10 protein-coding genes are annotated in these 12,606 nt (G+C 52.7%); 4 read left to right on the top strand and 6 right to left on the bottom strand.

Annotation, left to right across the window (positions count from 1 at the left end; genetic code table 11):
• Window positions 1-285: 285 nt before the first annotated feature.
• Window positions 286-1,482 carry an NAD(P)/FAD-dependent oxidoreductase gene (locus tag F4V61_RS13455; protein WP_000439217.1) on the bottom strand — a complete coding sequence of 399 codons (1,197 nt, stop codon included), beginning with the start codon at window positions 1,480-1,482 and terminating at the stop codon, window positions 286-288.
• Window positions 1,483-1,712: 230 nt separating this feature from the next.
• On the opposite strand from F4V61_RS13455, the gene pitA reads away from it, so the two are divergent.
• Window positions 1,713-3,209 (top strand): inorganic phosphate transporter PitA, encoded by a 1,497-nt coding sequence (gene pitA / locus F4V61_RS13450; RefSeq protein ID WP_080160966.1) that lies wholly within the window; start codon window positions 1,713-1,715, stop codon window positions 3,207-3,209.
• 119 nt (window positions 3,210-3,328) lie between these two features.
• On the opposite strand, the gene uspB is transcribed toward pitA, so the two are convergent.
• Window positions 3,329-3,664, bottom strand: a complete 336-nt coding sequence (uspB, locus tag F4V61_RS13445) for a universal stress protein UspB (RefSeq protein ID WP_000626192.1) — start codon at window positions 3,662-3,664, stop codon at window positions 3,329-3,331.
• 391 nt (window positions 3,665-4,055) lie between these two features.
• Here uspB and uspA point away from each other — a divergent pair, with 391 nt between their 5' ends.
• Together uspA and dtpB are read left to right on the top strand one after the other, a co-directional pair.
• Window positions 4,056-4,490 carry a universal stress protein UspA gene (uspA, locus tag F4V61_RS13440; RefSeq protein WP_000331312.1) on the top strand — a complete coding sequence of 145 codons (435 nt, stop codon included), beginning with the start codon at window positions 4,056-4,058 and terminating at the stop codon, window positions 4,488-4,490.
• A 320-nt stretch (window positions 4,491-4,810) separates the two neighbouring features.
• Entirely contained in the window at window positions 4,811-6,283 is a 1,473-nt protein-coding gene (dtpB, locus tag F4V61_RS13435) for a dipeptide/tripeptide permease DtpB (RefSeq protein ID WP_001098264.1), read from the top strand.
• A 97-nt stretch (window positions 6,284-6,380) separates the two neighbouring features.
• On the opposite strand, the gene F4V61_RS13430 is transcribed toward dtpB, so the two are convergent.
• Entirely contained in the window at window positions 6,381-6,884 is a 504-nt protein-coding gene (locus F4V61_RS13430; RefSeq protein WP_012210840.1) for an RrF2 family transcriptional regulator, read from the bottom strand.
• A gap of 232 nt (window positions 6,885-7,116) precedes the next feature.
• Between F4V61_RS13430 and F4V61_RS13425 the strand changes: the two genes are divergently transcribed.
• The gene (locus tag F4V61_RS13425) at window positions 7,117-8,319 is read left to right on the top strand and encodes an NAD(P)/FAD-dependent oxidoreductase (protein ID WP_000553936.1); all 1,203 of its coding nucleotides are present in this window, start codon (window positions 7,117-7,119) and stop codon (window positions 8,317-8,319) included.
• 27 nt (window positions 8,320-8,346) lie between these two features.
• Here the strand turns inward: F4V61_RS13425 and rsmJ are convergent, their stop codons facing one another.
• The 3 genes from rsmJ to F4V61_RS13410 all read right to left on the bottom strand — a co-directional run bounded on the left by rsmJ (window position 8,347) and on the right by F4V61_RS13410 (window position 12,600).
• Window positions 8,347-9,096, bottom strand: a complete 750-nt coding sequence (rsmJ, locus tag F4V61_RS13420; RefSeq protein ID WP_038397444.1) for a 16S rRNA (guanine(1516)-N(2))-methyltransferase RsmJ — start codon at window positions 9,094-9,096, stop codon at window positions 8,347-8,349.
• 8 nt (window positions 9,097-9,104) lie between these two features.
• A complete protein-coding gene (gene prlC / locus F4V61_RS13415; protein WP_000184167.1) occupies window positions 9,105-11,147 on the bottom strand; it encodes an oligopeptidase A in 2,043 nt (680 codons plus the stop codon).
• A gap of 181 nt (window positions 11,148-11,328) precedes the next feature.
• A complete protein-coding gene (locus F4V61_RS13410; RefSeq protein WP_058344932.1) occupies window positions 11,329-12,600 on the bottom strand; it encodes an acid phosphatase in 1,272 nt (423 codons plus the stop codon).
• Window positions 12,601-12,606: the final 6 nt, after the last annotated feature.

Raw genomic sequence — 12,606 nt, 5'->3', positions numbered from 1 at the left:
AATCCCTGTTGTCTAACAATGCGTGTCACAAAGTCCGCCGGACACGCGCTCAGCGGAGGTTTCCATCTGGGATATGAAGGGAAAAGGGGCCAGACGACGAACAGTCACCAATAAAGCGCTCGCCGTTAAAGGGAGTGAATGATGTAGATACCCGAAAAAGAGGGAGTAATGTTGCCATCATCAGCATTCCTGGCCGTAAATGAAACACGCATACTCATAACTACCATAAATTGATACTAACACCTCTGTCCGGGATGTCTATTCGCTTATTATTTGTAATGGTACTTATCTTTTTGCCGCCAAATCCTGCGCGCAGGCCCAGGCGCTCGACCAGGCCCACTGGAAGTTATAGCCACCTAACCAGCCGGTGACGTCCATCACTTCGCCGATAAAATAGAGTCCCGGCACGCGGCGCGCTTCCATCGTGCGCGATGACAACTCGTTGGTATCCACGCCGCCAAGCGTCACTTCCGCTGTCCGGTAGCCTTCGGTGCCGTTGGGTTGCACCTGCCAGGCAGTAAGCGTGTCAACCAGCGCCTGCTGGTCGCGGACGTTCAACTGCCTGAGCGTTACATCCGGGATCTGCCCCAACTGTTGTAAACATTCCACCAACCGCTTCGGCAGATGCATCGCCAGCGTGTTCTTCAGACTCTGGTTCGGGCGCGCGTTACGCTGTTCATTGAGAACATCATCCAGCGAGAGGTCCGGCATTAAATTAATGCTCACCAACTCGCCCGGTTGCCAGTAGCTCGAAATCTGTAAAATGGCAGGTCCGGACAGCCCGCGGTGGGTAAAAAGCAGGTTTTCCCGAAATACCGTGCCATTGCGGGCGGTAATCACGCAGGGAACAGACACGCCAGACAGCGTCTGGAGCTGTTCCAACAGCGGCTTATGCAGCGTAAAGGGCACCAGCCCGGCGCGAGTCGGTAACACCTTGAGACCAAACTGCTCGGCAATTTTATAGCCAAACGGCGATGCGCCAAGCCCCGGCATCGACAGGCCGCCGCTGGCGATCACCAACTTTTGCGTAGCGACCGTCTCGCCGTTCAGCGCCAGCACGAAATCCGACGCCTCACGCGCGACGCTCACTACCTCGCTACGCAGGCGCATCGTTACGCCGCCTTTGTCGCACTCGGCAACCAGCATATCGACAATGCGTTGGGCAGAATCATCGCAAAAAAGCTGTCCCAGCGCTTTCTCATGCCAGGCTATCCCATATCTGCTGACCAGATCTATAAAATCCCACTGTGTATAACGGGCTAACGCTGATTTGCAAAAATGAGGGTTCTGGCTCAAATACGCAGCAGGATCAACATAAAGATTAGTAAAGTTGCAGCGCCCGCCGCCGGACATGAGGATTTTACGTCCTGGCTTCTTGCCATTATCGATGAGCAGCACGCGGCTACCCGCCTGTCCTGCCTGCGCCGCGCAAAACATGCCTGCTGCGCCAGCGCCTATAATAACGGCATCAAACCTTTCCACATGACTTTCCTCTCTCAAACCTGGGCGGGAATTGTAAAGTTTCCTCAGTGGTCGCACCAGCGCGAAAAGCGCCTGAAAATGGTATTTATCTGAAATATATAAGATAATTCTTTAGTGGCATAAAACAAAGCACGAAGTACATCAAAAAAAGTCTATATTTCACTTTGCCCGCGCCGCCAAAGTCACTGATAATGCGCCGCGTTCATGTCCTCAAAATGGCGTAACGTCCTATGCTACATTTGTTTGCTGGCCTGGATTTACATACCGGGCTTTTATTATTGCTTGCTCTGGCTTTTGTGCTGTTCTACGAAGCGATTAACGGCTTTCATGATACAGCCAATGCAGTCGCAACCGTGATTTATACCCGCGCGATGCGTTCGCAATTGGCGGTTATCATGGCTGCGGTGTTTAACTTTTTTGGCGTTCTGCTGGGAGGTCTCAGCGTAGCGTATGCCATTGTGCATATGCTGCCGACGGATCTCCTGCTCAACATGGGGTCCGCGCACGGCCTCGCCATGGTCTTTTCCATGTTGCTGGCGGCGATTATCTGGAACCTCGGTACCTGGTATTTCGGGTTGCCTGCTTCCAGTTCCCACACGCTGATTGGCGCGATTATCGGCATCGGTTTAACCAATGCGATGATGACTGGCACATCAGTGGTGGATGCGCTTAATATCCCGAAAGTTATCAATATATTCGGTTCCCTCATCATCTCCCCTATTGTCGGTCTGGTATTCGCCGGCGGTCTGATTTTCTTGCTGCGTCGCTACTGGAGCAGCACCAAAAAACGCGCCCGTATCCACCTGACGCCAGCCGAACGTGAAAAGAAAGACGGTAAGAAAAAGCCGCCGTTCTGGACGCGTATCGCGCTGATTCTCTCGGCTATCGGCGTGGCGTTTTCACATGGCGCGAACGATGGTCAGAAAGGCATTGGCCTTGTCATGCTGGTGCTGATTGGCGTAGCGCCTGCGGGGTTCGTGGTCAATATGAATGCCTCCAGCTACGAAATCACCCGTACACGCGATGCTATTAACAATGTCGAAACCTACTTTGAACAGCGTCCTGACCTGCTGAAAGCCGCCACCGGCGTTGACCAACTGATTCCGTCTCCGGAACCGGGCGCGACGGAACCGGCTGAATTCCACTGCCATCCGGCTAACACCATTAACGCGCTTAACCGTGCGAAAGGGATGTTGGCAAATGTGGAAAGCTACGACAAGTTAAGCATTGAACAGCGTAGCCAGTTGCGTCGCATTATGCTGTGCATCTCCGACACGACCGACAAAGTCGTGAAATTGCCTGGCGTAAGCAGCGATGACCAGCGGTTGCTGAAAAGGCTGAAGACAGATATGTTAAGCACTATTGAGTATGCCCCGGTGTGGATCATCATGGCGGTGGCGTTGGCGCTGGGTATTGGTACGATGATCGGCTGGCGTCGCGTGGCGACCACTATCGGCGAGAAAATTGGTAAAAAAGGCATGACGTATGCGCAGGGGATGTCGGCGCAGATGACGGCGGCAGTCTCTATTGGTCTTGCCAGCTACACCGGTATGCCGGTTTCTACCACCCACGTACTCTCCTCTTCAGTAGCGGGTACTATGGTCGTTGATGGCGGCGGATTGCAGCGTAAAACCGTGACCAGCATTCTGATGGCTTGGGTATTTACTTTACCGGCGGCGATTATTCTTTCCGGTGTGCTGTACTGGCTTTCCCTGAAAATTATTTAAACCAAATGTGCCGGATGGCGCTGTCGCTCATCTGGCCTACCAGGGTGAAATAACGTAGGCCTCTCATCCGGGAGGCTTGTCTAACACGAGCGGGCCAGGAAACTGGCCAGCTTTTTTGTTCAGTGCCAAATCATGAGCGCAATCAGACTCACCACCACCAAACCGCATAACGCGCTGGTCAGCAGAAACTGACGGCGCACGCGTTCACAACGGCGAATAAATTCTTCATCATGATGATCGCGATAGCGCTGAGCGTAGATATACCATACCAGGCGCATCTGTTTATTGGGCTGACCATGCGTGGTAAAGAAGCCGCCGCCATCGACATATTGATAGAGCAAAGGATCGCAACCACGAAGTACCACTAACAGTGCGCGTAGCGATGAGAAATAGCGCGCCATATTAACAATGCAAACGACACATAAAGCCCAGAATAGTGAGACGGTGCTTATCATATCTCCTCCCCGGCGACCTGCCCACGGATTCCTCCCCGGGACTACCGCTCCCCGATACCCTGCCAGACAATCAGTGAAAGAGTACTGCGAAAGCCGCCCGTGTTAGCGCTCCGCCTTCGGACGGCTCTTATACATATTGTAGGAGATCAGTTAATTTTTTTACCAGAAGGTTAATCACTATCAATACAATTCATTGAAAATTTTGTTTAACTACCTGGCAAGCAAGCCAGATTGACGGATTATCCTGGTCGCTATAATGTAAGGATAGTATCTATATGGTAAACGGCTGAGCTAGCCCCGCGCATATAGTTCGCAGGACGCGGGTGACGCGGCGGCATAAGAAACGCCAGTAGCTCAATGGTCATCGATAACTTATGGAAGGAGTAACACTATGGCTTATCAACACATTCTTATCGCAGTTGATCTCTCCCCGGAAAGTAAAGTTCTGGTTGAAAAAGCAGTCTCTATGGCGCGCCCCTACAACGCGAAAATCTCCCTGATCCATGTTGACGTGAATTACTCTGATCTGTATACCGGCCTGATTGACGTCAATCTGGGCGACATGCAGAAACGTATCTCCGAAGAAACCCACCAGGCGTTGACAGAACTGTCTACCAATGCTGGCTACCCTATCACTGAAACCCTGAGCGGTAGCGGCGATCTGGGCCAGGTACTGGTTGACGCCATCAAGAAATACGATATGGATTTGGTCGTTTGTGGTCATCACCAGGACTTCTGGAGCAAACTGATGTCCTCTGCGCGTCAGCTTATCAATACCGTTCACGTTGACATGCTGATTGTTCCGTTGCGCGACGAAGAAGAGTAATACGTACCGGCCGGGTGGCGGATAATACCTTATCAGGCCTATAGTCAAGCAGGTAAGCTTGAACCATCAGGCAAATTCCGGCAAGCAACAATAACGCCCGCTTATGTGGGCGTTTTTTTATTCCCTCTTTTCCACAGCTCTCAGTACATCATTTCATCACATCAAACATAATTAGTGTGATCCACTAATTAGTTTGCATATCATTTGTATAATAACCTATTAATCCGGTTAATAACCGCAGTCTATATCAGCAAGATTTTTCGGCGCGTTTTGTTATAGGCGCTCATACGTTTCGGGACGGCATTGAAAGGCGAAGGAATATGAATACAACTGCACCTACGGGATTGCTGCAGCAACCTCGTCCATTCTTCATGATCTTTTTTGTAGAATTATGGGAACGATTTGGCTATTACGGCGTCCAGGGCATCCTGGCGGTTTTTTTCGTTGAACAACTTGGCTTTTCTCAGGAACAGGCCTTTATTACCTTTGGCGCTTTTGCGGCGCTGGTTTATGGCCTGATTTCCATCGGCGGCTATGTTGGCGACCATCTGTTAGGGACTAAACGCACCCTGGTACTAGGGGCGATTGTGCTGGCAACAGGCTATTTTATGACCGGCATGTCGCTATTAAACCCCGATCTGATCTTTATTGCGCTGGGCACGATTGCCGTGGGTAACGGGTTATTTAAAGCCAATCCCGCCAGCCTGCTCTCTAAATGCTATCTTCCTAAAGATCCCCGGCTGGATGGCGCTTTCACCCTATTTTATATGTCGATTAACATCGGTTCTTTGCTATCGCTATCGCTGGCGCCGGTAATTGCTGATAAATTTGGCTATACCGTTACCTATAATCTGTGCGGCGCCGGTTTAATTGTTGCGCTTCTGGTGTACTTCGCCTGCCGTGGCATGGTGAAAAATATCGGTTCTGAACCGGATCATAAGCCGCTACGTTTTCGCAATTTGTTGCTGGTATTACTTGGCACCGTCGTCATGGTTTTCCTCTGCGCCTGGCTGATGCACAACGTTAAGATTGCCAATCTGGTTCTCATCGTCCTTTCCATCGTCGTGACCATTTTCTTCTTTCGCGAAGCGTTTCGTCTGGATAAAACTGGTCGCAATAAAATGTTCGTGGCGTTCATTCTGATGATTGAAGCCGTGCTGTTTTACATTCTGTATGCGCAGATGCCTACTTCGCTGAACTTCTTTGCTATTAATAACGTTCATCATGAAATTCTTGGATTCGCCATTAACCCGGTGAGTTTTCAGGCGCTGAACCCATTCTGGGTGGTTGTCGCCAGTCCGGTACTGGCAGCGATTTATACCCGACTGGGTAGCAAAGGCAAAGACCTGACCATGCCGATGAAGTTTACGCTCGGCATGTTCCTCTGCGCACTGGGTTTTCTGACCGCCGCCGCAGCCGGAATGTGGTTCGCCGATGCGCAAGGACTGACGTCGCCGTGGTTTATCGTGCTGGTGTATCTGTTCCAGAGTCTGGGCGAGTTGCTGATCAGCGCGCTGGGACTGGCAATGGTCGCCGCCCTGGTGCCGCAGCATTTGATGGGCTTTATTCTGGGGATGTGGTTCCTGACCCAGGCCGCCGCTTTTCTGCTCGGCGGTTATGTGGCGACCTTCACCGCCGTACCGGAAAACATTACCGACCCGCTGCAGACGTTGCCAATTTATACCGACGTCTTTAGCAAAATTGGTCTGGTAACGCTGGCAGTTGCAGTGGTGATGGCCATTATGGTGCCATGGCTAAACCGGATGATTAATACTCCGGATAGCGCCCGTTGAACGTTAATGCCGGATGGCGACGCAAAGCGCCTTATCCGGCCTACAGGCACCGATCGTAGGCCCGATAAGCGCAGCGCCATCCGGCATGCCATCATAATTAGCTTTTTCGCGCGTCGATCCACGCTTGCACTTCAATCACAAAAGTATCCGGCGCTTTACGATACATTTTACGCGCCAGATCGAGAATAGTATGTTGCTCCAGCGCCTCTTCCATGCGCTGCTGCGCCATATCCATCACTGAGCGTACGCCGCAAATCCCTTCGCAAGCCCATGCGGGGGGCTGTTCATCAAATACCGTCAGCCGCTGGCGAATCTCGCGGCATTCAAAAATCCGTTTATCACCGTCTATCGCGTTGACTACGTCGAGCACTGTAATATGCTCGGCAGGTTTGGCAAGCTGAAAACCGCCCCCCTTCCCTTCAATGCTACGCACCAGACCAGCCTTCGATAAACGGGTAAAAATCTTGGCCAAATAGTCATAAGGCACGCTTTGCAGGTCCGCAATCTCGCGAACGCTCATTTCTCGGGCATCTCCCTTACTGTCCACCATGCACATCAGACTATGGATGCCGTACTCAACCCCGGAACTGTAGAAAGCCATACTCTTATCTCAGCCAAATTGATTCTGAGTTATTTTAGCTTTTTCATCAATACCATGCCAGTTCATAAGAAATATCACATAATAAAATTAAAATTTATTATTTATTTTTCAAATGGATAATCATATTTTGCAAATATAAATGCAAAACACAAACAAAATGACATTGCTTCCTTTAACTAGGACCAATAAAATCCGAGTAAATAAATAATATTCGTTAACAGGTGAAACCAAAATGCATCAACATATTCTGATTGTAGGGGCGGGATTTTCCGGGATGTGGGCAGCGCTCAGCGCGGCTCGTCTGGTAGATAAATATCAAAGCGAGAACATTAAGATCACCGTCATCGCACCTCAGCCTGAACTACGCATCCGCCCCCGTTTTTATGAAAATGCGGTGTCAACGTTGGTTGCGCCACTTCAGCCGCTGTTTGATATCACCGGCGTTAACTTCCTGCGCGGAACGGTGCGGCAAATCCTTCCGGATTCAAAAGAGGTGAGGTGGACAGATGCCAGCGGCGAAACGCGCGTAAGCCGCTACGATCGCATGGTGCTTGCCAGCGGTAGCCACGTAGACCGCTCACAGGTGGCTGGCGCTCAGACACATGCCTTCGATCTGGATCAACTGGAAAGCGCGGCAGTTCTTGAGCGGCATCTGCAAGGCCTGGCTTACCAGGCTGAAAGCGAAGCGCGTAATACCGTGGTTGTGTGCGGCGGCGGTTTTACGGGTATCGAGATGGCGCTTGAACTGCCTGGTCGCCTGCGCGATATCCTCGGTGTCGATGCTAAGACAAGAGTAGTCGTAGTTGAACGCAGCACGGAACCGGGCGCATGCTATAGTGAAGCATTGCGTAACATCATCATTGAAGCCTCTGCGGAACTGGGCGTGGAGTGGATCGTTAACGCAGAAGTAGAAAGCGTGGATGCCGTCGGCGTGACGCTGAAAGATGGGCAGACGATTGCATCGCAGACAGTGATCTGGACGGTTGGCGTACAGGCCAACGGCCTGACGGCGCAGATTGACGCTCCGCGCGATCGCTTGGGGCGTCTGCATGTGAATACCGAACTTCAGGTGTCAGGTCACGAAGATATCTACGCCACCGGCGACGTAGCCTATGCCACGACCGACGATGAAGGCCATCACGCGCTAATGACCTGCCAGCATGCGATTCTGTTAGGCAAGTTTGCCGGTAATAACGCTGCTGCCAGCCTGCTCAAAGTCACGCCCCTGCCATATCGTCAGGAAAATTACGTTACCTGTCTGGATCTTGGCGCCTGGGGCGCAGTCTATACAGAAGGATGGGATCAACAGGTGAAACTGACGCGCGCCGAGGCGAAGAAACTCAAGATGTCGATCACCAGCGAGCTGATCTACCCGCCAAAAGCAGACCGCGCAGTGGCGTTTAAAATTGCCGATCCACTGGCGCCGTTTGTTTAATGGATATTGCCGGATGGCGTATCCGGTCTACGGCGTTCCCGCGTAAATATCGAACCGGTGGCCTTTGGTGACGATAGCGTTAGGCGTCGCGATATCCGCCAACGGCGGCGCATAATCGGGACGTTTAACCACCACGCGTTTGGTAGCCAACTGACGCGCCGGTTCCAGCAGCCCGTCGGCGTCTAAATCCGGCCCCACCAGCGACTGAAACACCCGCATCTCTTTTTTCACCAGCGCGCTTTTCTGTCGGTGAGGAAACATTGGATCGAGGTAGACCACCTGCGGGCGCGGAGTGATATCAGTCAGCGCCGTCAGGCTGGAAGCATGAATCAACTGTAAACGTTGCCGCAACCACGGGCCAATATCCGCATCGGCGTAACCGCGCGCCAGACCGTCATCCAGCAAGGCAGCCACCACAGGATTACGCTCCAGCATTCGCACGCGGCAACCAACGGAAGCCAGTACAAATGCATCGCGCCCCAGCCCCGCCGTGGCATCGACTACATCCGGCAGATAATCGCCCTTAATACCGACCGCCTTCGCTACCGCTTCGCCGCGCCCGCCGCCAAACTTACGTCGATGGGCCATCGCGCCGCCGAGAAAATCGACGAAAATGCCGCCGAGTTTTGGTTCATCGCGCTTACGTAGCTCCAGATGTTGCGGCGTCAGTACCAGCGCCATCAGGTTGTTTTCATCATGCTCCAACCCCCAGCGGGCAGCCAGAACAGATAAGGCGCCGTCTCCGGCGCCCGTTTCATCAAGTAAACAAATTTTCACGCGAACAATCAGCCCTTGATGCCGTAATGCGCCAGCATGGCATCGAGTTGAGGTTCACGACCGCGGAAGCGTTTAAAGAGCTCCATCGGCTCTTCAGAACCACCGCGAGTCAGGATGTTATCAAGGAACGACTGACCGGTATCACGGTTGAAAATGCCTTCTTCCTCAAAACGGGAATAAGCGTCCGCCGCCAGCACGTCGGCCCACAGATAGCTGTAATAACCTGCCGCATAACCGCCAGCAAAGATGTGGCTGAACGCGTGCGGGAAACGCCCCCATGTCGGTGATGGCACCACGGCGACCTGTTTTTTGATTTCAAAAAGCGTCTCAAGAATTTTCGCCCCTTGCTGCGGGTTAAATTCCGCATGCAGACGGAAATCGAACAGACCGAACTCTAGCTGACGCAGAATAAACAACGCCGCCTGATAGTTTTTCGCCGCCAGCATTTTATCCAGTAGTTCCTTCGGCAACGGCTCGCCGGTTTCATAATGGCCGGAGATAAACGCCAGCGCGTCCGGCTCCCAACACCAGTTTTCCATAAACTGGCTTGGCAGTTCGACCGCATCCCACGGCACGCCGCTGATACCGGATACCCCGGCAGTTTCAATGCGGGTCAGCATATGGTGCAGGCCATGACCAAACTCGTGGAACAGGGTGATCACTTCATCATGGGTAAACAGCGCGGGTTTACCGTTTACCGGACGGTTGAAATTACAGGTCAGATAAGCGACCGGCTTTTGCAAGGTGCCGTCCGCTTTACGCATCTGCCCGACGCAGTCATCCATCCACGCCCCGCCGCGTTTGTTTTCGCGCGCATACAGATCAAGGTAGAAGCTGCCACGCAGCTCGTGGTTCTCGTCATACAGATCAAAGAAACGAACATCCGGATGCCACACCTCCACATCAGTGCGCTCTTTCGCAGTAATGCCGTAAATGCGCTTCACCACTTCAAACAAGCCATTCACGGCTTTGTTTTCCGGGAAGTACGGACGTAACTGCTCATCGCTGATGCTGTAAAGATGCTGTTTTTGCTTTTCACTATAGTACGCGATATCCCACGGCTGCAGCTCGTCGACGCCGAACTCCGCTTTAGCGAAGGCACGCAGTTGCGCCAGCTCTTTTTCCCCCTGCGGACGGGCGCGTTTCGCCAGATCGGTTAAGAAATCAAGCACCTGCTGTGGATTTTCCGCCATTTTGGTGGCCAGCGATTTATGGGCATAATTTTCGAAGCCCAGCAGTTGCGCCAGCTCATGGCGTAGCGCAAGAATTTCTTCCATCACCGGACTGTTGTCCCATTTCCCCGCGTTTGGCCCCTGGTCGGAGGCGCGAGTGGAATAGGCGCGATACATTTCTTCGCGTAACGCCTGGTTGTCGCAGTAAGTCATCACCGGCAGGTAGCTTGGAATATCCAGCGTCAGCAGATAGCCTTGCTGCTCTTTCGCTTCGGCCTGCGCTTTAGCGGCGGCGAGCGCGCTTTCCGGCATCCCCGTCAGTTCGGCTTCGTCGGTGATCAGCTTCGTCCACCCCATCGTTGCGTCAAGCACGTTATTGCTGTACAGGTTGCCCAACTCAGACAGGCGAGTGGCGATTTCGCCGTAACGCTGCTGTTTCTCTTTCGGCAGACCTATGCCGGACAGTTCAAAATCACGCAGCGCGTTATCGACCGCTTTCTTCTGTGCGGTATTCAGCGTGGCGTAATAATCGCCGTCGCGCAGGTCGCGATACGCGTTGTACAACCCCTCATGTTGCCCAACCCAAGTGCTGTATTCAGACAGCAGCGGCAACGTCTGTTCGTAGGCTTCGCGCAGTTCCGGGCTATTTTTCACCGAGTTAAGGTGACTCACCGGGGAGAAGATTCGTCCCAGCGCGTCGTCTGCTTCCGCCAGCGGCTGGCAAAGATTTTCCCAGGTATACGGCGCGCCATGCGCCACAACGCCTTCTACCGTCGTCCGGCAATCGGCCAACGCTTTGATGACCGCAGGCACCACATGCTCCGGTTTAATTGCAGAAAAAGGCGGTAGTGAAAAAGACGTCAGTAATGGATTGGTCATATGCGCAGTCCCGTAGAAGAAGGTGAGTGGAGCGCGCTTTTGGCGCTCTCGCGATGAGATCTAGAATGGGGGATAGTTGGGGGAATTTCAATGATGGACAGTGAGCAGACGTGGGTATCGCTGCAATAAGCCGCCCCTTATACCTCATCCCGGCTTATGCCTGATAAGCCGGGTGATAGCGTTAGCGCGTTTTTCTTGCCATCTCGTAAGCAGCGGATAAATCCAGACGCTGCCAGAACTGTTGATCATCAGTCTCGCCCGATAACGGATATCCTGCCGGTAACGCCGTCTCTTCCATGAGCGCCTGGCGCTGTGCCGTCGAAAAATTCGGTAGCGCGGCCTGCAGCAAAACATCGGCGCCTTTTGGTACTTTCAGCGGCTGATGCTCGCTTTTCTGTTGCGGCAGGTTATAGGTCATGGTGAAACGGTAAAAAGTATGCATAGCCGGATCGCGGTACGGATCTTCTTTTTCGGTTGATGCCGCGCATTCAACAATTGTCGTACCACACTCTTTCATCAACGCCTCACGCAGTTGAATGCGAGCTTCGTTGAACAATGTTCGATAATGCGGATCGTTAAGATAGTGCGCGACATTACGCTGCGCGACCATACGCGCGCCGATCACATCCAGCGGATAGTGTACGCCGAGTACCAGGCGGGAATAGCCATAGCGCGCGCCGCGAATCACCAGCGCATCAAAGCGCTCCGGAAGCATTTCCGCCATCAATAGCGCATCCGTATAACCGACGTTCGTGTGACCGCTGGGGAAAGAAGCGCCATCCGCAGTATAAGGATGACCATCTTTTACCACCACATCGTCCGGCGTCAGATGGATAGTATTACCCGGTACCTGGAAAGGACGCGGATAGTGAAAATATTTTTTCGCCGCGCTGGTGCTAACTTCCGATGCTTTAATCAGCGCCGCCGCTTTGCCAAGCTCGCCTTTATCATAAGCGGTAAGAAATGCCCGTCCCAGCCGCGGCCCCATCGCACCGCTCAGGAAATAGAGATAGCCCACGCTTTCCGCATCCGCCAGCGCCTGGTGACGGGTATTAACATCGGCATCATGGTTAATCGCCGTTACCATCGCCAGATTGTCTTTCAATACCGCTTCCGGCAATGTATTGAAGGCGGAAAGCAGGGTAATTCCCACCTGTTGATTATCACTGGTCTGAAAATCATAACCGCTAGCCTGTAGCCAGGCAGTATCCGCCTGACCAGGATTCTGTTGCATCTGGATCAGATCGTCGCGGGTCAACGCTGCGCCATCGCCTTGTAATGCCTTGCGCAACTGTGCCAACCATTGAGACTCAAGGCTCTTAAAGGCGTCGCTCGTCGAGTTCGGCGTCACGCTTTTTGCTATTAACTCCGCCTGGGACAGGGAAATATCTTTCGCCAGTGCCGGCATCGCCAGCATCAGAGATGACGCCAGTACAGTAATGTGTAGTTTCATTATTGT

This window comes from Salmonella enterica subsp. arizonae, assembly GCF_008692845.1.
GTDB classification, from domain to species: domain Bacteria; phylum Pseudomonadota; class Gammaproteobacteria; order Enterobacterales; family Enterobacteriaceae; genus Salmonella; species Salmonella arizonae.
This window is presented reverse-complemented; position numbering and strand designations above follow the sequence as displayed.